Source organism: Buttiauxella noackiae ATCC 51607 (assembly GCF_001654865.1).
In the GTDB taxonomy this organism is placed as follows: domain Bacteria; phylum Pseudomonadota; class Gammaproteobacteria; order Enterobacterales; family Enterobacteriaceae; genus Buttiauxella; species Buttiauxella noackiae.
The window spans coordinates 1-20065 of sequence record NZ_LXEO01000063.1; the positions used below are offsets into that span (position 1 = coordinate 1).

Genomic DNA, 20065 nt, shown 5'->3' on the forward strand with positions numbered 1-20065 from the left:
GCATATGGATGTTCAGGGGGCGGCGCTTGCGACTGTCACTGCTGAATACGCGACATTTATCATCGGATTGCTGATGGTGAAAAAGGTGATGGGGTTACGGGGTATCAGCTTTGAGATGCTCAAAAACTCGTGGCGTGGCAATGTTCGCCGCTTGCTGGCGCTCAATCGGGACATCATGTTGCGCTCGCTGCTGCTACAGGTTTGTTTCGCCTCAGTGACTATATTCGGTGCGCGCCTGGGCAGCGAAATCGTAGCCGTCAATGCGGTGTTGATGACGCTTCTGACGTTTACCGCTTATGCGCTTGATGGTTTTGCCTATGCCGTCGAAGCCCATTCCGGGCAAGCCTATGGTGCAAAAAATCGCGGTCAATTACTCGAGGTCTGGGGTGCGGCTTGTCGCCAGGCGGGTTTGGTCGCGCTGATGTTTGCCCTTGTGTATGCCCTGTTTGGTGAGCAAATTGTTTCTCTTCTGACGTCCATTCCCCAATTACAGCTCCAGGCCGATCGCTATCTCCACTGGCAGATTGTGTTACCCGTAGTCGGTGTCTGGTGCTACTTGCTGGATGGGATGTTTATTGGCGCGACAAGAGGCGCTGAGATGCGAAATAGCATGGCGGTTGCCGCTCTGGGTTTCGGGCTAACGCTCTTCACGGTTCCATATTTAGGCAATCACGGCTTGTGGCTATCCATCGCGGTGTTTCTGGCACTACGAGGCTTGTCTTTGGGGTGGATTTGGCGTCGCCACTGGCGGCAAAATAGTTGGTTTACCAATGTACAAATTTAAGCCATGTGGTTAAAGATTCTTAGTTTTATCCATACTGCCATATCCTTGGCTACAATTATTATCACGTCCAGCAGATAGTGGGTGTTAGTCGAACGGCAACACAATGGACGTTGGTAATTATTTAGCAGTTCTTAACCGATACGATGAGGATATTAATATGAATAAAGACGAAATCGGCGGTAACTGGAAACAGTTCAAAGGCACAGTAAAAGAGAAATGGGGCAAGCTGACTGATGATGATATGACTGTCATCGAAGGCAAACGCGATCAGCTAGTCGGTAAAATCCAGGAACGCTATGGATACCAGAAGGATCAGGCAGAGAAAGAAGTCGGTGAGTGGGAAACACATAACAAGTACCGCTGGTAATCAGCAACTCTCAGATGTGTGAAATCTCATAGGCTACCCGCCCAGGTACATGGAGGTACCGTTCCTTTCCCTTCCTTTCAAATCAACGCTGTTTAGCGCGACTTTTTCTTCGATTGAATTGAGTGATCATGCCCGCAAGCATCAGGATGGCTACAAGCTTCTACTTCTGCACACGCGCTGCATAAACCATGTGCCTCAATAACATTATGATGCAAAGCAAATCCTAGTTGGGCAGCCAGTTGGTGCATGATATCTTCCACACCTTCCGCACTACGTTCCTTCACCGCACCACATCGGTCACAAATAAACATTGCAGATGAGTGAATTGGCTGATCGATAAGATTGCACAACACATAGCTGTTGGTGGACTCTACACGGTGTATAAAACCTTGTTCGAGCAGAAAATCGAGTGCACGATACACTGTCGGAGGTTTAGCTTGCGGTTCGCTGGCACGCAGTAAATCCAGCAAATCATAAGCACTGATAGCACCAGCTTGCTGAGTCAGCAAACGCAATACTTCAAGACGTTGTGGTGTCAGGCGCACATTACGCAGCTCGCATAGTTTTTCAGCCTGCGCTAACACGTTTTGTGAAGTCGTGATGTCCATCAGTATTCCCCCGTAGATTAGCCCTACACTTTATCACAACGCACAAAAAACGCCGAGTGGTGCGCTTAGCCACGACCTTTTGAGATGACTATCCCGGAGTTTGTTTTAAATAAACCTGATTGCATTCGCCACTGGAAGGAAATAGAAGGTGACGATGATTCGACTTATCCAGACAGTGCAGAACGGTTTTCTATTGGCGCGCCACTGGCCCGCAAGCTGGGTCTTAATCGTCTTGGAATTCATCATGAGCGCCTGCTACCTGGTCGTCGCACATCTTATCCTCATGCCGAAAGCAGCGAAGAAGAGTTTGCTTATGTGCTCGAAGGACATCCACAGGTATGGATTAACGGGCACCTTTACCCACTTGAGCCTGGCGATAGCGTTGGTTTCCCGGCAGGAACAGGCATCTGCCATACCTTTATCAACAACACCGAGCATGAAGTCCGGCTGCTGATTGTGGGGGAGGCAAACAAAGCTGAGAACCGAATTTATTACCCACTAAACGCAAGCTATGCCGCACAGCGTCAGGATCGCTGGATTGATCACCCCCCGCAATTTTTCGGTCCACATGACGGTCAGCCTTCACGAAAACCGAACGGTAAACTATAAATAAGTTTGCATGGAAATTTTGAACTCATAATCCTGAAGGATAGAAACGGGATTCCGATGGGCGAAACAGCCCACTTTTCAGCCTTTTATTCACAGCAATAGTCCGCCTCTGTTCAGTCATAACTGGCAGGGGCAGTAATTACATCTGATTAACAGACGGACGTGTGGTGAATGAAAAAATTGAAAACTTTGGCGGCGTTTAGCGCCGCATCTTTATTTATGGCAAATCACGCTTCTGCGGCGGGCACCTGGTCTGAAGCACGAAGTGATGCAATGGGTGGAACGGGTGTCGCTTCCGCGAGCTACGGAAGTGGGGTGCTTACGAACCCCGCACTGCTGGCTAAGGCTAAGCAGGACGATACTGTGACGGTGATTCTGCCGTCTGTGAGTGCACAAATTACCGATAAAGATAATCTGCAGGATCAGATTGATGACATTAGCGATAAGGTCAATCAATACAAAGATGTTATAGACGATCTTACCCTGCAGGATATCCTTTTTAACCCAAATGGTTCGCTCAATCAGCTTCAGGGGGCTGCGGGTGATTTGGCGGGTGAGCTTGAAGACCTGAAAGGCAAAACGGCGAATGCAAAAGCAGGTGCCAGCATCGCCGTAAGTATTCCAAACGATGTGCTGTCGGTGGCTTTTGTCACGAAGGCTTATGCGCGTGCGCACGTCAACTCTTCAATTGATCAGCAAGATATTGATTATCTCAATAGTATCGCAGACTCCAGGGCTGTGGCCCGGAGCGTTGCACTGGACGCAGCTGTTAATGGCTCCGATGTTATTACCAGCAATTTGAACTCTACCGCTTCTGGCCGTGCGGCAATCGTCTCTGATTACGGCGTGGCGATGGCGAAGCAATTTGATCTTGGCGGAGTGCCGGTTTCCGTAGGTGTTACGCCTAAGCTGCAAAAAACCTGGTTGTATAACTACACCACTTCGATTTATTCCTACAACAGCGATGACTGGAACAATAGTCGCTACCGCAATGATGATACCGGTTTTAACGTGGATGCGGGCCTGGCGGCCGATCTCGGCGAAAATTGGACGGTCGGTCTGAGCGGCCAGAACCTGATTTCGCGTGACATTGATACCAAAGATATTCTGATCACCAATGGCAGAACCGGTGAGACAACGAACTACAAAGACACATACCAGATTCGTCCATTAGTGACGGCGGGTGTGGCCTGGCATAACGATCTCATCACCCTTAGCGCCGATGGCGATCTCACCGAAACCAAAGGTTTCAAAAGCGAAGAAAACTCGCAGTACGTAGGCGTGGGGGCGGAAATTACTCCGCTGTCCTGGCTTGCCGTGCGTGCGGGTTATCGTGCCGACGTCAAATCAAACGACAGCAACGTCTTTACCGGCGGCGTTGGTTTTGCGCCATTTAATCGTGTTCATGTTGATTTAATGGGATTGTACGGCGAAGACCAGACGTGGGGTGCCGGAGCGCAGCTTAGCGTGACCTTCTGATAAATTTAGCCGTCGGGACGAGCGGGTGTCCCGACGCTGCTTTATGCTATAGTAGCGACCCTTTTTTAACCGTAGCCCGTAAATGCCAGCGCCTATGTCCTCACAAACTAACCAGACTCCTTTCCAGCCACATCGTTTCTCTATTGCACCGATGCTTGACTGGACCGACCGCCACTGCCGTTATTTTTTGCGTCAGTTATCAAGTCAGACACTGCTGTACACCGAAATGGTGACAACCGGTGCGATTATTCATGGCAAAGGAGACTATCTGGCGTACAGCGAAGACGAGCACCCTATCGCGCTGCAATTAGGTGGCAGCGATCCGGCTGCACTGGCTATTTGCGCGAAACTGGCGCAAGAGCGTGGATACGACGAAATTAATCTGAATGTCGGCTGTCCATCTGACCGCGTACAAAACGGCATGTTTGGCGCGTGTCTGATGGCTGATGCGCAGCGCGTTGCCGATTGTATTAAAGCGATGCGTGATGTGGTTTCTATTCCGGTTACCGTCAAAACCCGTATCGGCATTGATGACCAGGATAGCTACGAATTTCTTTGCGATTTTATTGGCACGGTAGCCGGGAAGGGTGAATGCGAGATGTTTATCATCCATGCCCGTAAAGCCTGGCTTTCCGGTTTAAGCCCGAAAGAAAACCGTGAGATTCCGCCACTGGATTACCCACGTGTTTACCAACTCAAACGTGATTTCCCACATCTCACAATGGCAATTAACGGCGGTATTAAAACGCTGGAAGAGGCGAAAACGCATCTGGAACATATGGATGGCGTGATGGTTGGGCGCGAAGCCTACCAGAATCCAGGTTTACTGACGGCAGTTGATCGGGAGATTTTTGGCCTTGATACGCCGGAAGTTGACACCGTTGCGGCGGTGCGTGCCATGTATCCGTACATTGAGCGTGAACTGGCAAACGGTACTTATTTAGGCCATGTTACTCGCCATATGTTAGGCCTGTTCCAGGGGATTCCTGGTGCGCGCCAGTGGCGTCGTTACCTGAGTGAAAATGCGCATAAAGCCGGCGCGGGGATTTCTGTCGTTGAACATGCTTTGTCATTAGTCGCGGATAAGCGCTAATTTTTGCCCGCAATAACCGTGTAAATTGCTAAGGTATTGCGGAGTTGATCACAACCTCGTATCTTTTCGGCTAAGTTTGCGGGTTACGGCATATCAATTATTTACCAAATCTGACAATATTACTGGGTTACGAAAAAACGAATTCATCGCGCTGTACCCTACATACAGAGCGAACAAAAAAAGAATGGGCTTCCCTCGGGAGGCCCAAATTCTTTTATGGAATCAGTAAACTAGAGCCTTGCGTACTGCGGCTCTCCAGTGTTGTATGAGCCAGAGCAGCATCGCTCAAGGCAAACTTCTGGTTTTCAGCCACATCCACTTTTATCACGCCGCTGGCAATCAACGAGAACAGCTCGTTGCAGGCTTCCTCAAGCTCTTCACGCGTGGTCACGTAACCATTGAGTGACGGACGAGTAACATACAGTGAGCCTTTCTGGTTGAGAATCCCAAGGTTCACACCTGTTACCGGGCCGGAGGAGTTGCCAAAACTCACCATTAACCCCTGGCGCTGAAGACAATCCAGCGATGACTCCCAGGTATCTTTCCCAACCGAGTCATACACCACCGCCACTTTTTTGCCGCCAGTAATCTCTTTTACACGCTCGACGAGGTTCTCTTCGCGGTAATTAATGGTCTGCCAGGCCCCTGCTTTTTTGGCGCTATCTGCCTTTTGTGCCGATCCCACCGTACCAATCAGTTTTGCGCCCAGCGCTTTGGCCCACTGGCAGGCAATTAGCCCAACGCCACCGGCGGCTGCATGGAACAGAAACACTTCATTAGGTTTGATATCGTAGGTTTTACGCAGCAAATAATAGACCGTCAGCCCTTTAAGGAAGGAAGCAGCAGCTTGTTCGAAAGAGATAGCATCCGGGAGTTTTGCAACTTTATCTGCCGGTACGTTATGCACACTGCTGTAAGCGCCGAGTCCGGACTGTGCGTAGACCACACGATCGCCAACTTTAATATGTGTTACCGCGCTACCAATTTTACTGACTACGCCCGCAGCTTCAGTGCCGAGGCCGCTTGGCAGCATCGGAGGTGGGTATAAACCGCTGCGAATATAGGTGTCGATGTAGTTGATACCAATCGCTTTGTTCTCAACTTGTACTTCATGTTCTGCAGGTGTGGCAGGGCTAAATTCGACAACTTTTAAGACTTCAGGGCCGCCATGTTGACTAAATTCAATGCGTGTTGCCATGAGAACTCCTTCTGTTTCCTCGGAGGGAGATAGAGTAAACTCTCGTCTCTCTTATCTGATTTTGGTAACTCCCTCACTATGGCAGGAAATAAACCCTTCAACAAACCGAACGAACACCGCGATCGTCAGATGGAAGGGCTGAAAATGCCGCCACATTCTCTGGAAGCGGAGCAGTCGGTGTTGGGCGGTTTAATGCTGGACAACGAACGCTGGGATAACGTTTCCGAGCGCGTCGTGGCTAACGATTTTTTCAGCCGTCCACACCGCATGATCTTCACCGAAATGCAGCGTTTGCTCGAAATGAGCAAACCAATCGATCTGATCACGCTTTCTGAATCTCTGGAACTTCAGGGCAACCTGGAAAGTGTCGGTGGTTTCGCCTATCTGGCCGAATTATCAAAAAATACGCCAAGTGCGGCGAACATCAGCGCTTACGCTGATATCGTGCGCGAACGTGCCGTAGTACGTGAAATGATTTCCGTCGCGAATGAAATCGCGGATGCCGGCTACGACCCTCAAGGGCGAACCAGTGAAGATTTGCTCGATCTCGCCGAGTCCCGTGTGTTCCAGATTGCTGAGAGCCGCGCGAATAAAGACGAAGGTCCGAAAAGTATCGACCAAATCCTTGAAGCGACCGTCTCGCGTATCGAAACGCTCTACCAGACTCCACACGATGGCGTAACCGGCGTTGATACCGGCTACCAGGATTTGAACAAGAAAACGGCTGGCCTGCAAAAATCGGATCTGATCATCGTGGCGGCGCGTCCGTCGATGGGCAAAACCACCTTTGCGATGAACTTGTGCGAAAACGCCGCGATGTTGCAGGAAAAACCGGTTCTCATTTTCAGCCTCGAGATGCCCGGCGAGCAGATCATGATGCGTATGCTGGCGTCACTGTCGCGTGTTGACCAAACCAAAATCCGTACCGGCCAGCTTGATGATGAAGACTGGGCGCGAATTTCCAGCACCATGGGCATCTTGCTTGAAAAACGCAATATGTACATTGATGACTCGTCTGGCCTGACGCCAACGGAAGTGCGTTCGCGCGCGCGCCGTATCTACCGCGAACATGGCGGCCTGAGCCTGATCATGATCGACTACCTGCAATTGATGCGTGTACCGTCGCTTTCCGACAACCGTACACTTGAGATTGCCGAGATTTCGCGCTCGCTAAAAGCGCTGGCAAAAGAGTTGCAGGTGCCAGTCGTTGCGCTCTCGCAGCTTAACCGTTCCCTGGAACAACGTGCGGATAAGCGCCCGGTAAACTCCGACTTACGTGAATCAGGCTCCATCGAGCAGGATGCAGACTTGATTATGTTCATCTACCGTGACGAAGTTTATAACGACAACAGTGACGAGAAAGGCATCGCGCAAATCATTCTCGGTAAGCAGCGTAACGGCCCAATCGGCACCGTGCGCCTGACGTTTAATGGCCAGTTCTCGCGTTTCGATAACTATGCTGGTCCTCAATATGATGAGGACTAAATCCTCGTCATCCTTCAAGCCACACCTGCGTTGGCTGCACTCACTCACCCGAATCACTTACTTTAGTAAGCTCATCGGGATGAGCTCCCTGGCCGCCTTGTTGTGACTCGAATGATTTAGAGGATTGATGAGAATAAATAACTATTTTTAGCAAGGAACAAACATGCAAGCGGCAACCGTAAAAATTAACCGCCGCGCTCTGCGACACAATCTGCAACGCCTGCGCGAACTGGCCCCTGCCAGCCGTATGGTGGCGGTTGTGAAAGCAAACGCATATGGGCATGGTCTGCTCGAGACGGCCCAGACACTGACTGATGCCGATGCTTTCGGCGTTGCCCGTCTTGAGGAAGGTGTTCGCTTACGTGCCGGGGGCATCACTCAGCCCATTCTGCTGCTGGAAGGTTTCTTTAATGCAAGCGACCTTACGACCATTGCCGAGCAGAATTTCCAGACCGCCGTCCACTGCATCGAACAGCTTGAAGCACTGGAGCAGGCCGAGTTAAGCCATCCGATTACCGTGTGGATGAAACTGGACACTGGCATGCATCGCCTGGGTATCTTGCCTGAAGAAGCCGAAGCGTTTTATCAGCGTCTTTCGCGCTGTAAAAATGTCAGCCAGCCGGTGAATATCGTCAGCCATTTTGCTCGCGCTGATGAGCCGGAGTCTGACGCCACGCTGCGCCAGCTCGATATTTTCAACTCGTTTACCGCGGGCAAGCCTGGCCAGCGTTCTATTGGCGCATCTGGTGGCATCTTGCTATGGCCGGATTCGCATATGGATTGGGTTCGTCCGGGCATTATCTTGTACGGCGTTTCTCCGTTGGAGCAACAATCGTGCGGCACAGATTTTGGTTGCCAGCCGGTGATGTCACTGACTTCCAGCCTGATCGCGGTGCGTGCGCACAAAGCCGGTGAAGCGGTCGGTTATGGCGGTACATGGATTGCCGAACGTGATACTCGTCTGGGTGTGGTGGCTATTGGTTATGGTGACGGCTATCCACGTGCGGCGCCTTCTGGCACCCCTGTGCTGGTGAATGGCCGTGAAGTGCCCATTGTCGGGCGCGTTGCCATGGACATGATTTGTGTCGATCTTGGCCCACAGTCAGCAGACAAAGTGGGTGATAGCGTGGTGATGTGGGGCGATAGTCTGCCGGTTGAACGTATTGCTGAAATCACAAAAGTGAGTGCTTACGAACTTATCACGCGCCTGACGTCAAGGGTTGCGATGGAATACCAGGACTAAACGCTTCGGTGGATGGCGCTATCGCTTATCCACCCTACAAACTCCGTTTTTGTAGGTCGGGTAAGGCGCAAGCCGCCACCTGACGTTCGGCATCCGACAAAATATCGGCAGACTCACCAAACCGCTCGATCTCGCCCCAACTTCCGGTTTACATTGGTTGTTCGCAACACTGTAAACCAGGAGAACCTCACCGTGTTTCAAAAAGTTGACGCCTATGCTGGCGACCCCATCCTTTCCTTGATGGAACGTTTCAAAGTTGATCCGCGTAGCGACAAGGTAAACCTCAGCATTGGCCTCTATTACAACGAAGATGGGGTCATCCCGCAGCTACAGGCCGTTGCTCTGGCTGAAGAACGCCTTAATTCTCAGCCGCATGGCGCATCTATTTATCTGCCGATGGAAGGTCTGAACAGCTACCGTAGCGCGATTGCCCCGCTGCTGTTTGGCGCAAATCATCCGGCGCTACTCGAAGGACGTATCGCGACCATTCAAACATTGGGTGGCTCCGGCGCCTTAAAAGTCGGTGCGGATTTCCTGAAAACTTATTTCCCGAACTCCCAGGTATGGGTCAGCGATCCGACGTGGGAAAACCATGTCGCCATCTTTGGCGGTGCCGGTTTCGAGGTAAACACCTACCCATGGTTTGATAGCGAAACCAACGGTGTACGCTTCGAAGCACTGCTGGAAACCCTGCAAACACTACCTGCACAAAGCATTGTGCTGCTGCATCCTTGCTGTCATAACCCAACGGGCTCTGATCTGACTGATGCGCAATGGGATGTGGTTGTTGAAATTCTTAAAGCACGCGAGCTGATTCCGTTCCTGGATATTGCATACCAGGGCTTTGGGGCGGGTATGGAAGAAGATGCCTACGCGATTCGCGCCATTGCCAGCGCTGGCCTGCCAGCGTTAGTCAGCAACTCTTTCTCTAAGATCTTCTCACTGTATGGCGAACGTGTCGGCGGGTTGTCGATAGTGTGTGAAAACGCTGAAACGGCAAGCCGTGTACTGGGCCAGTTGAAAGCAACCGTGCGTCGTAACTACTCCAGCCCGCCAAACTTTGGTGCGCAGGTTGTGGCTGCTGTTCTGAATGACGAGCAACTGAAAGCCAACTGGCTGGCAGAAGTTGAAACCATGCGTCGCCGCATTCTTGATATGCGCCAGGCATTGGTTTCTGTGCTGAAAGCCGAAATGCCAGAGCGTAACTTTGACTATCTGCTGCAACAACGTGGCATGTTCAGTTATACCGGCCTAAGTTCAGCACAGGTTGATCGCCTGCGTGATGAGTTTGGCGTGTATCTGATTGCCAGCGGGCGCATGTGTGTCGCAGGGCTTAACAGCAATAACGTACAGCGTGTAGCACAGGCGTTTGCCGCCGTAATGTAAGTGCTTACTTACTATTTGTCCCAGAAAGGCGATGTGTGATCATCGCCTTTTTCTATGATAAATCTTGAAAAATTCCTTCCTATGGCGCTTTCGCATCGGTATGGTCGAATTGATTTTTGACCATCTGTTCTGCTTTATCACCCTCACTAATCATAATTAAAGGGAAAATGATGCGTAAGCTAACTATGGCATTAAGTGCCGTTTGTTTGTTATTGGGATTGAATCAGTCTGTTGTTGCTAAAGAATCTGTACCTGCACAACTCAACCCTGGCGTGACTGTTGCGCAGTTGGCGCAGCAAGTCCCTGTTCACTGGGTTTCTGTTGCTCAAATTGAAAATAGCCTGTTGGGGCGTGCCCCGATAGCGGTTGGCTTTGATATTGACGACACGGTACTGTTCTCAAGCCCTGGCTTCTATCGCGGGCAAAAAGAGTTTTCTCCAGGGAAACAGGATTACCTGAAAAATCCTGAGTTCTGGGAAAAAATGAACAACGGTTGGGATGAGTTCAGTATGCCGAAAGAAGTGGCGAAAAATCTTATCGCCATGCACCTCAAACGAGGCGACAGCATCTACTTTGTGACCGGCCGTAGCCCGACTAAAACCGAAACCGTGACCCAAACGCTACAAAATGATTTCCTGATCCCGCAAGCCAGCGTTAACCCGGTTATTTTTGCGGGTGATAAACCCGGGCAAAATACGAAGACGCAGTGGCTGAAAGATAAGAAAATCAAAGTGTTCTACGGTGATTCAGACGGCGATATTACTGCTGCTCAGGACGTAGGTGCGAGGGGCATTCGCCTGCTACGTGCTTCAAACTCAAGTTATCAACCGTTGCCAAAAGCAGGTGCTTTTGGTGAGGAAGTGATTGTTAACTCTGAATATTGATTTTATTCACTGATTAAACACGGCGATACGCGAAAGCAAATCGCCGTTTTTTTCATCAAAAATCCCTGCTCGAGTTTTACTTTTGGCGAGTTACTCGCACACTTAGAGATGCCAGCGACATAAACTGGTCAGCACATCGTTTTCACGGGAGTCTCTCAGGGGGAATAAAATGACCAATTCGGATCTATTGCAGTACTGCATGAACAAACCCGGAGCGGAACAAACGGTTCATAGCGACTGGAAGGCCACACAAATCAAAGTAGCGGATGTGATGTACGCGATGGTACATGATGTGGAACAAAGACCGGCGGTTTCGCTGAAGGCAAGTCCCGATCTGGCTGATTTACTTCGCGCGCAGCATCAGGATGTTTTTCCAAGCGCGCATCTCAATAAAGCGCACTGGAGCACGCTTTATCTGGATGGATCGCTTCCGGACTCACAAATTTATTACCTGGTGGATGCTTCATATCAGCAGGCACTATCACTGCTGCCTGAGCAAGTCAGACAGCAGTATGTGAGATAACTATTTAAGCAAAGGTTTAAGGAAACGAGCGGTATGAGATGCTTCGCACTCTGCCACTGTTTCTGGCGTCCCGGAAACCAGAATCTCGCCACCGCCGCTACCGCCTTCTGGGCCAAGGTCGACAATCCAGTCTGCGGTTTTAATCACGTCCAGATTATGTTCGATAACCACAATGGTGTTGCCCTGGTCGCGTAACTGATGCAGAACTTCCAGTAACTGCTGGATGTCCGCAAAGTGCAGGCCAGTTGTTGGCTCATCAAGGATGTATAACGTCTGACCGGTGCCACGCTTAGAAAGCTCTCGCGCCAGCTTCACACGTTGCGCTTCACCGCCGGACAACGTCGTTGCCGACTGACCCAGGCGAATATAAGACAGGCCCACGTCGATTAACGTTTGCAGCTTACGGGCTAGTGCAGGAACGGCATCGAAGAACTCACGAGCATCTTCAATGGTCATATCCAGCACTTCGTGGATGCTCTTTCCTTTGTACTTAACTTCCAGCGTTTCGCGGTTATAGCGTTTGCCTTTGCACTGGTCGCACGGCACGTAAATGTCCGGCAGGAAGTGCATTTCAACTTTGATCACGCCATCGCCCTGACAGGCCTCGCAACGCCCGCCACGCACGTTAAAGCTGAAACGACCCGGCGTATAACCTCGCGCACGTGATTCCGGCACTCCGGCAAACAGCTCACGCACAGGCGTAAACACGCCAGTGTAGGTCGCAGGGTTTGAACGTGGTGTTCGCCCAATCGGGCTTTGGTCGATATCGATGACTTTGTCGAAATGTTCCAGACCCTGAACGTCGCGATACGGCGCAGGTTCCGCAATCGTCGCGCCGTTAAGCTGGCGTTGGGCGATTGGGAACAGGGTATCGTTAATCAGCGTTGATTTCCCGGAACCGGAAACCCCGGTCACACAGGTGAACAAACCTACCGGCAGCGTTAGCGTCACGTCTTTCAGGTTGTTGCCTTTTGCACCAACCAGTTTCAGCACTTTCTCCGGATCGGCAGGCACGCGGTTCTTCGGCACAGCAATCTCACGTTTGCCGCTAAGGAACTGCCCGGTCAGGGATTCAGGCGCATCAATAATGTCCTGCATGGTGCCTTCAGCAACCACCTGACCACCGTGCACACCGGCACCAGGGCCGATATCGATAATATGGTCTGCGGCGCGGATAGCATCTTCATCGTGCTCTACCACAATCACGGTATTGCCGAGATCGCGCAGGTGAATCAGCGTTTCAAGCAGACGTTCGTTATCACGCTGGTGCAAGCCGATAGAGGGTTCATCCAGCACGTACATCACGCCGACAAGACCCGCACCAATTTGACTTGCCAGACGGATACGCTGTGCTTCGCCACCGGAAAGTGTCTCTGCGGATCGTGAAAGAGATAGGTAGTTCAGGCCGACGTTCACCAGGAATTTCAGGCGGTCGCCAATCTCTTTCAGCACTTTTTCAGCAATTTGCGCACGCTGACCGCTGAGTTTCATGTTCTGGAAGAATTCCATTGCATGGCCGATGCTCATGTCTGAAATAGTCGGCAGCGGGGTGTTTTCGACAAACACATGCCGTGCTTCACGACGCAGGCGTGTGCCTTCGCAGCTTGAGCAGGAACGGTTGCTGATAAACTTCGCCAGCTCTTCGCGTACTGCGGAAGACTCCGTTTCTTTGTAGCGGCGCTCCATATTATGCAGAACGCCTTCAAACGGATGCCGGCGCACCGAGGTGTCGCCACGGTCGTTTATATATTTAAACTCAATGCTTTCTTTACCGGAGCCGTTAAGCACTACGCTTTTCACGCTGGCTGTCAGTTCGTTCCACGGCGTTTCGATATCGAATTTGTAATGTTCGGCGAGCGAACGCATCATCGTGAAGTAATAGAAGTTACGGCGATCCCAGCCACGTATTGCGCCGCCAGCAAGGGAAAGCTCACCGTTTTGCACAACACGATCCGGATCGAAATATTGCTGCACGCCGAGCCCGTCGCAGGTTGGGCAGGCGCCGGCCGGGTTGTTGAACGAGAACAGACGAGGTTCCAGTTCACGCATGCTATAGCCACAAATTGGGCAGGCAAAGTTTGCAGAGAACAGCAGTTCTTCGGCTTTTTCGTCATCCATATCGGCGACAACCGCAGAACCACCGGATAAATCCAGCGCTGTCTCAAATGATTCGGCCAGACGTTGCGCTAAATCCTCACGGACTTTAAAACGGTCAACCACCACTTCGATGGTGTGTTTCTTTTGCAGCTCAAGTTTTGGTGGATCGGATAGATCGCACACTTCGCCGTCGATCCTCGCACGGATATAGCCCTGGCTTGCCAGGTTTTCCAGCGTTTTGCTGTGCTCGCCTTTTCTATCTTTAATGATTGGCGCAAGCAGCATCAGGCGCCGGCCTTCCGGCTGAGCTAAAACGTTATCGACCATCTGGCTCACGGTTTGCGCCGCCAGAGTAACATTGTGATCCGGGCAACGCGGCTCGCCTACGCGGGCATATAGCAGGCGCAGGTAGTCATGAATTTCTGTGATGGTACCGACAGTTGAACGCGGGTTGTGAGAGGTCGATTTCTGCTCGATAGAAATCGCAGGCGACAAACCTTCAATGTGGTCGACATCAGGCTTTTCCATCAATGACAGGAACTGACGCGCATAGGCGGAGAGGGACTCAACGTAACGACGTTGCCCCTCGGCGTATAAGGTGTCGAAAGCCAGTGAGGATTTGCCAGAACCCGAAAGCCCAGTCACGACAATCAGCTTGTCGCGTGGAATAACGAGGTTAATATTTTTGAGATTGTGGGTGCGGGCGCCCCGAACTTCGATCTTATCCATTCACCTTTCCCGGTTTAAACGCTTTTTGCCAGGCCGCACTGGAGGCCGCCGACGATCACAAACGGCTAATTATGACACAATAAAACCTGAATGGATATCCAGTGCTTTAATGCAATAATGTATATCCCGCCGACATTCTGGAATGCATCCCGCAGCTATAAAGATTAGGGGTGGCGTGGTAGAATCGAGGGTTTACACTACTTATTAAACGTTTCAGGAGACACGATCATGGCCAGCAGAGGCGTAAACAAGGTGATTCTCGTCGGGAATCTGGGTCAAGACCCGGAAGTACGCTACATGCCAAATGGTGGCGCAGTTGCCAACATTACTCTGGCCACGTCAGAGTCCTGGCGCGATAAGCAAACCGGCGAAACCAAAGAAAAAACTGAATGGCACCGTGTAGTGCTGTTTGGCAAACTGGCAGAAGTAGCAGGTGAATACCTGCGTAAAGGCTCCCAGGTTTATATCGAAGGTGCATTGCAAACTCGTAAATGGACTGACCAGGCTGGTGTTGAAAAGTACACTACCGAAATCGTGGTTAACGTTGGCGGCACCATGCAAATGTTGGGTGGACGCGCAGCGGGTGGTGCTCCTGCCGGCGGCGGTGCTCCAGGCCAGCAGCAAGGTGGTTGGGGTCAGCCTCAACAACCGCAGCAAGGTGGCAACCAGTTCAGCGGCGGTGCGCAACAATCTCGCCCGCAGCAGAGCGCTCCGGCACCATCTAACAATGAACCACCAATGGATTTCGATGACGATATTCCATTTTGATAATGGTTCTGGCATTTAGCATTATCTAAAACCCCGCTTGCGGGGTTTTTTGTTTTTTAACGTGTGTAAAAGCGACTATTAATAACCTGAATGTATTACTCCGCGTCATAAGTATTCCTGCTTGCATTAAAACGTTATCCAGCTAAGTTAATTTGTGCAAACACACACTTATACACCCTAAATAATTCGAGTTGTGGGTAGGAGACAAGGGAGCAAATCCCCAGGAGCTTACTTTAGTAAGTGACTGGGGTTTGTGAGTGCAGTCAACACCCCCACAACTTGAAGTATGACGGGTATAACTCCACCGGAGAACAGCATGACGGATAGTATTATTCCAGAAATAAAAGCATCAGAAGATGAGATGATTGCAATACGTCATTATCTACATGCAAACCCAGAATTAAGTCTGGAAGAGTTTAAAACCAGCGATTTAGTAGCAAAGCAACTTGAATCATGGGGATATAAAGTCACGCGCGGTATTGGCACTACTGGAGTTGTGGGTTCTTTGAAAAAAGGGAACTCGAATAAATCTATTGGCTTGCGGGCTGATATGGACGCACTCCCTATTTTTGAAGAAACGAATTTACCCTGGGCCAGTACCGTGGCCGGGAAAATGCACGCTTGCGGCCACGACGGGCACACCACTATTTTATTAGCGGCTGCAAAATATATTGCTTCCGAATCCTGCGAATTTAACGGCACAGTCCATCTCATTTTCCAACCTGCCGAAGAAGCGATTGGCGGTGCGGACTTAATGATTAAAGAGGGATTATTCGACCGTTTCCCATGCGACCGTGTTTTTGCCCTGCACAATATGCCAGGCTTGCCGACCGGAAAATTAGGTTTCTACTCAGGAAACTTTATGGCTTCGGCAGATACCGTAAAAATCACCATCAAAGGCTACGGCGGCCATGGCGCTTATCCGCAACGTACCGTTGACCCAATCGTGACGGGCGCGGCGTTAATTACCGCATTGCAAACCATTGTCTCCCGCAATGTCACACCTGGCGAAACCGCGATTGTTACTGTTGGAACCTTCCAGTCGGGTATTGCGTCCAACGTTATCCCAGACACTGCGGTGATGGAATTAACCGTGCGTGCCATGAAACCAGAAATTCGCGATCTGCTGATTAAACGAATTGAAGAGTTAGCGGATTTTACCGCTAAAAGTTTTGGTGCAAGTTGTGAAGTGGAAGTCTACGACTCCTATCCAGTGCTGATTAACGATGATGAGCAAACGGCATTTGCCCGGGAACTGGCAGTTGAGTTCTTTGGCAAAGATGCTGTGCTCGATAAAGTTCTTCCGTCGACCGGCAGCGAAGATTTTGCTTTTATGCTGCAAGAAAGACCGGGCAGTTATTTCTTATTGGGGAATGGAGAGAAGGGATATAAGGGTGGCTGTATGGTGCATAACCCTGGGTATGACTTTAATGATGACATTATTTCTACCGGCGCCTCATTCTTTTCCCGCTTAGTCCAAACTTATTGTCGTTAATTGCCGGAGCTAATATGAAAAAATACATACTGCCATTAATTGCTCTGCTGGCGACGACTTCAGCATTGGCAAATAATATTAAAGAAATCCGTTTTGGTGTTGATCCGACATTTGCACCTTTTGAGTCAAAAGACGCGACTGGCAAAGTTGTCGGCTTTGATATTGATTTAGGGAATGCTATTTGTGAGAAACTTCAGGCGAAATGCGTGTGGGTGGAGAATAATTTCGATGCGATTATTCCTGCACTGCAAGCCAGGAAGTTTGATGCCATTCTTTCCGGGATGTATATGACGGAGAAAAGAAAGGAGCAGGTCGCTTTTACCGATAAAATTTATAATGGTCCAGTATTTCTGGTTGCACATAAAAATACCAACATTAAACCTGAGCTTGAACTGTTAAAAGGGAAAACGATTGGTGTCGAGCAGGGATCGGCTCAGGAAACCTATGCCAATAAAAACTGGCGTAATTCTGGTGTAAATGTCGTTGCTTATCAGGGGGCTGATTTGGTCGTTCAGGATTTAGAATCCGGGCGTATTGATGGTGCTGTGTTGTCTGGGGTCATGGCAGAATATAGTTTCCTGAATAAACCACAGGGTAAAGATTTTGCCATGATAGGCGGAGCATTACAGGACCCTGAACTATTCGGTGCTGGTGCTGCAATTGGTTTGCGAAAGGATGATAACGAATTACGTGAAGCGCTAAATGGAGCGATAAGCCAGATTATTGCTGATGGCACTTATAAGAAACTCGCTTCGAAATACTTTAGCTTCGACATCTATTCCGGGACGTAATGTGTATTAGCTTGCGATACAAACAAAAACGGCCTCGCAATGAGGCCGTTATCAATTCAAATCAGACCCATCAGGTCAACACCATCGGCCATTCTGGCGGCGCATGGCTTGATATCTCAATCATGATGTCTTTGAACGATGCCCAAATTACTGGGAAATCGGCCAGAGTCAGCCCTAACAAACCCGTTGCAAACCACAAAGATGCAGCGATACCCAGACCACTGCTCACCAGCGCTAAAAATGCGTAGTCGGATTTGCGAAACTGGATGTTCAATGTGCTGGCTAAAAACATCAAAACCGCACTGACTAAAGGCCAGCGCATAAGTAAAACGCTGGTAGTAATTGCCGCCATGAAAACTGTTCCTTAAGCATAACTCATCACGCTCAACGGTTACGCGCGACACAAGGCGCGGCAAATACAGCTCAGGGACCGTCAGGGGAATGAGTGGGTACAGAAAATGTAAGAAGAATCCTGTCTCACAGGATTTGTGAACTATATCACACTTGTTCTTTTAATCGCCAGTTATGCGGCGCATTTTCTGACCCATTTTATCGGGCTGTCAGGTAACAATTCTTCCACAAATAGCTTCAGGCGTGGTGGCGATAGTCGGTTGGTGTACGGTCGAACTCGCGGCGGAAAACACGCGAAAATGTCTGTTGAGAGACATAGCCATAGTCCATCGCAATATCAAAGATCGGGCGCTGCGTATTGCGTAACTCTTTGGCCGCCATCAACAGGCGACGCTGCCGAATGTATTCACCCAGTGTCTGGCGTTTCACCGTGCGGAACATCCGCTGAAGATACCATTTTGAATAGCCTGATTTTTTTGCCACAACATCAATGTTCAACGGTTGATCAATGTGATCGTCAATCCATTCAGTCAAAGTTTTAATAATGTCCTGATGTGCCATAAGCGATCCTCAAGCTCGATTTCAATTAGCTGGTTCTAATGGCAGCGAGTATAATTCCTCAAGTTAACTTGAGGTAAAGAGCATTATGGAAAAGAAATTACCGCGCTTTAAACCCTTACTCAGTCCTGGCGAAGTGGCGAAGCGTAGCGGCGTGGCCGTTTCGGCTTTGCACTTCTACGAGAGCAAAGGTCTTATCAAAAGCAGAAGAAACAGCGGAAACCAGCGTCGTTACACGCGTGATGTGCTGCGAAATGTAGCCATTATTAAAATTGCGCAGCGTATTGGCATTCCGCTGTCGACCATTGGTGAAGAGTTTGGCGTGCTGCCCGATGGACACAAAATCAATAAGAACGATTGGAAAAAAATGTCGTCGCAATGGCGCGAGGAACTGGACCGGCGCATTCATACGCTGACGGCACTTCGTGACGAACTGGACGGTTGTATCGGCTGCGGTTGTCTATCGGGTGCTGACTGCCCGCTGCGAAACCCAGGCGATAAACTCGGTGAAGAGGGGACGGGTGCTCGTTTACTGGAAGATGATTAACCTTAATAGCAGGAATAGCAGGCAAAACTAAAGCGCCCAACTTCGGCGCTTTAGTTTATTCCCGGTCTTTGTCTTTCGATCTATCCCGCTTTTCGCAAGGAGGGTTTCCCCCGACATCAGCGTCCCTCAATCACACATTCTCAGGAGGTTCCGGATTGCGCTGACAATTTAATTGTAGTTCTGCTCGGCCAGGTTTCAAGGTGATATCGCGTGTTTTTTGAATAATTTTAATGTTTCACTCTTTGCACATTTACCTATAGTTAACTCATCTTGCTAAACAAAAGGTTACCTTATGCTTATCGTCCATCACCTCAATAACTCCCGCTCGCAACGCATTTTATGGATGCTTGAAGAGCTACAGGTGCCTTACCAGATTGTTCGCTACGAGCGCGAACCAACCATGCTGGCACCCGCTTCATTAAAAGCCGTGCACCCATTAGGGAAGTCACCGGTGGTGGAAGATAATGGCAATATCCTCGCGGAGTCGGGGGCAATCATTGAATACCTGCAAGAAACCTATGACCCTGAAAGCCGCCTCAAACCGATCAGCAGCGAAGACAAACTCCGTTATCGTTTTTGGCTGCATTACGCCGAGGGATCGTTAATGCCGTTATTAATGATGAAACTGGTATTCGGTAGTCTCGGGAAAGCGCCAGTTCCGTGGCTATTGCGCCCAGTGGGGAAGGTGTTAGGGCAGGGTGTGCAAAAAGCTTATCTCAATAAACAGATTATGACCCATGCGCGTTACCTCGAAGATTCGCTGCAACAAAATCCGTGGTTTGCCGGGCAGGCGTTTAGCGCCGCAGATATTCAGATGAGTTTCCCGGTGATCGCGTTGCTCTCGCGTGGTGGCATTAACGACTTACCGAATCTGCAAAATTGGTACAGTAAAGTGCAAATGCGTCCGGCCTGGCAGCGAGCAATTCAGCAAGGTGGACCATTTGAAATACCATAAGTCCAGTTATCGAAAAATCCTATGAGTCAGGAAAATATATAACCAGTATCTTGCATCATTGTTGCTAAATTGCGCATCGACGATAACGTTTGCGCACGAGGTGGCGATATTTTGA

20 protein-coding genes are annotated in these 20065 nt (G+C 50.0%); 15 read left to right on the plus strand and 5 right to left on the minus strand.

Translation table 11 applies throughout. The annotated features are described in order from the left end of the window. Window positions 1–784 (plus strand): MATE family efflux transporter DinF (gene dinF, locus M979_RS19015; protein ID WP_074388685.1); only part of this gene is annotated, 784 nt, incomplete at its 5' end. Window positions 785–941: 157 nt separating this feature from the next. Next, entirely contained in the window at window positions 942–1151 is a 210-nt protein-coding gene (locus M979_RS19020) for a CsbD family protein (protein WP_034457268.1), read from the plus strand. Window positions 1152–1243: 92 nt separating this feature from the next. Here the strand turns inward: M979_RS19020 and zur are convergent, their stop codons facing one another. Continuing rightward, window positions 1244–1759 (minus strand): zinc uptake transcriptional repressor Zur, encoded by a 516-nt coding sequence (zur, locus tag M979_RS19025; protein WP_034456970.1) that lies wholly within the window; start codon window positions 1757–1759, stop codon window positions 1244–1246. An 84-nt stretch (window positions 1760–1843) separates the two neighbouring features. Here zur and M979_RS19030 point away from each other — a divergent pair, with 84 nt between their 5' ends. The 3 genes from M979_RS19030 to dusA all read left to right on the plus strand — a co-directional run bounded on the left by M979_RS19030 (window position 1844) and on the right by dusA (window position 4940). Further along, the gene (locus M979_RS19030; RefSeq protein ID WP_064556045.1) at window positions 1844–2368 is read left to right on the plus strand and encodes a cupin domain-containing protein; all 525 of its coding nucleotides are present in this window, start codon (window positions 1844–1846) and stop codon (window positions 2366–2368) included. Between the two features lie 171 nt (window positions 2369–2539). Next, window positions 2540–3847, plus strand: coding sequence for a conjugal transfer protein TraF (locus tag M979_RS19035; RefSeq protein ID WP_064556046.1), 1308 nt, complete (start codon window positions 2540–2542; stop codon window positions 3845–3847). A 94-nt stretch (window positions 3848–3941) separates the two neighbouring features. Continuing rightward, on the plus strand, window positions 3942–4940 hold the full coding sequence (gene dusA / locus M979_RS19040; RefSeq protein ID WP_064556047.1) for a tRNA dihydrouridine(20/20a) synthase DusA: 999 nt from the start codon (window positions 3942–3944) through the stop codon (window positions 4938–4940). Between the two features lie 214 nt (window positions 4941–5154). Here the strand turns inward: dusA and M979_RS19045 are convergent, their stop codons facing one another. Further along, window positions 5155–6138 (minus strand): quinone oxidoreductase, encoded by a 984-nt coding sequence (locus M979_RS19045; protein WP_064556048.1) that lies wholly within the window; start codon window positions 6136–6138, stop codon window positions 5155–5157. 78 nt (window positions 6139–6216) lie between these two features. Between M979_RS19045 and dnaB the strand changes: the two genes are divergently transcribed. The 5 genes from dnaB (at window position 6217) to M979_RS19070 (ending at window position 11659) form a co-directional block, all read left to right on the plus strand. Beyond that, window positions 6217–7623, plus strand: a complete 1407-nt coding sequence (dnaB, locus tag M979_RS19050; protein ID WP_034456961.1) for a replicative DNA helicase — start codon at window positions 6217–6219, stop codon at window positions 7621–7623. A gap of 163 nt (window positions 7624–7786) precedes the next feature. Then, entirely contained in the window at window positions 7787–8866 is a 1080-nt protein-coding gene (gene alr / locus M979_RS19055) for an alanine racemase (RefSeq protein ID WP_064556049.1), read from the plus strand. 192 nt (window positions 8867–9058) lie between these two features. Next, window positions 9059–10252: an aromatic amino acid transaminase gene (gene tyrB, locus M979_RS19060; protein WP_034456957.1), complete on the plus strand. Its 1194-nt coding sequence runs from the start codon at window positions 9059–9061 to the stop codon at window positions 10250–10252. Between the two features lie 170 nt (window positions 10253–10422). Beyond that, complete coding sequence (aphA, locus tag M979_RS19065; RefSeq protein WP_034456955.1) at window positions 10423–11136, plus strand: acid phosphatase AphA; 714 nt, start codon at window positions 10423–10425, stop codon at window positions 11134–11136. Between the two features lie 169 nt (window positions 11137–11305). Then, window positions 11306–11659, plus strand: a complete 354-nt coding sequence (locus M979_RS19070) for an MmcQ/YjbR family DNA-binding protein (protein ID WP_034456953.1) — start codon at window positions 11306–11308, stop codon at window positions 11657–11659. Here M979_RS19070 and uvrA read toward each other — a convergent pair whose 3' ends face one another. Beyond that, window positions 11660–14485 carry an excinuclease ABC subunit UvrA gene (gene uvrA, locus M979_RS19075; RefSeq protein WP_034456951.1) on the minus strand — a complete coding sequence of 942 codons (2826 nt, stop codon included), beginning with the start codon at window positions 14483–14485 and terminating at the stop codon, window positions 11660–11662. Between the two features lie 228 nt (window positions 14486–14713). Between uvrA and ssb1 the strand changes: the two genes are divergently transcribed. From ssb1 to M979_RS19090, 3 genes are all read left to right on the plus strand, one after another. Next, the gene (gene ssb1, locus M979_RS19080; protein WP_064515395.1) at window positions 14714–15253 is read left to right on the plus strand and encodes a single-stranded DNA-binding protein SSB1; all 540 of its coding nucleotides are present in this window, start codon (window positions 14714–14716) and stop codon (window positions 15251–15253) included. 316 nt (window positions 15254–15569) lie between these two features. After that, window positions 15570–16748, plus strand: coding sequence for a M20 aminoacylase family protein (locus M979_RS19085; protein ID WP_064556050.1), 1179 nt, complete (start codon window positions 15570–15572; stop codon window positions 16746–16748). 14 nt (window positions 16749–16762) lie between these two features. Then, a complete protein-coding gene (locus M979_RS19090; protein ID WP_064556051.1) occupies window positions 16763–17539 on the plus strand; it encodes an ABC transporter substrate-binding protein in 777 nt (258 codons plus the stop codon). 70 nt (window positions 17540–17609) lie between these two features. Here M979_RS19090 and M979_RS19095 read toward each other — a convergent pair whose 3' ends face one another. Both M979_RS19095 and soxS read right to left on the minus strand, forming a co-directional pair. After that, a complete protein-coding gene (locus M979_RS19095; RefSeq protein ID WP_034456932.1) occupies window positions 17610–17891 on the minus strand; it encodes a YjcB family protein in 282 nt (93 codons plus the stop codon). 236 nt (window positions 17892–18127) lie between these two features. After that, entirely contained in the window at window positions 18128–18451 is a 324-nt protein-coding gene (gene soxS, locus M979_RS19100) for a superoxide response transcriptional regulator SoxS (protein ID WP_034456930.1), read from the minus strand. Between the two features lie 85 nt (window positions 18452–18536). Between soxS and soxR the strand changes: the two genes are divergently transcribed. After that, window positions 18537–18995: a redox-sensitive transcriptional activator SoxR gene (gene soxR, locus M979_RS19105; protein WP_034456929.1), complete on the plus strand. Its 459-nt coding sequence runs from the start codon at window positions 18537–18539 to the stop codon at window positions 18993–18995. Window positions 18996–19287: 292 nt separating this feature from the next. Further along, window positions 19288–19950, plus strand: a complete 663-nt coding sequence (locus M979_RS19110) for a glutathione S-transferase family protein (RefSeq protein ID WP_064556052.1) — start codon at window positions 19288–19290, stop codon at window positions 19948–19950. Window positions 19951–20065: the final 115 nt, after the last annotated feature.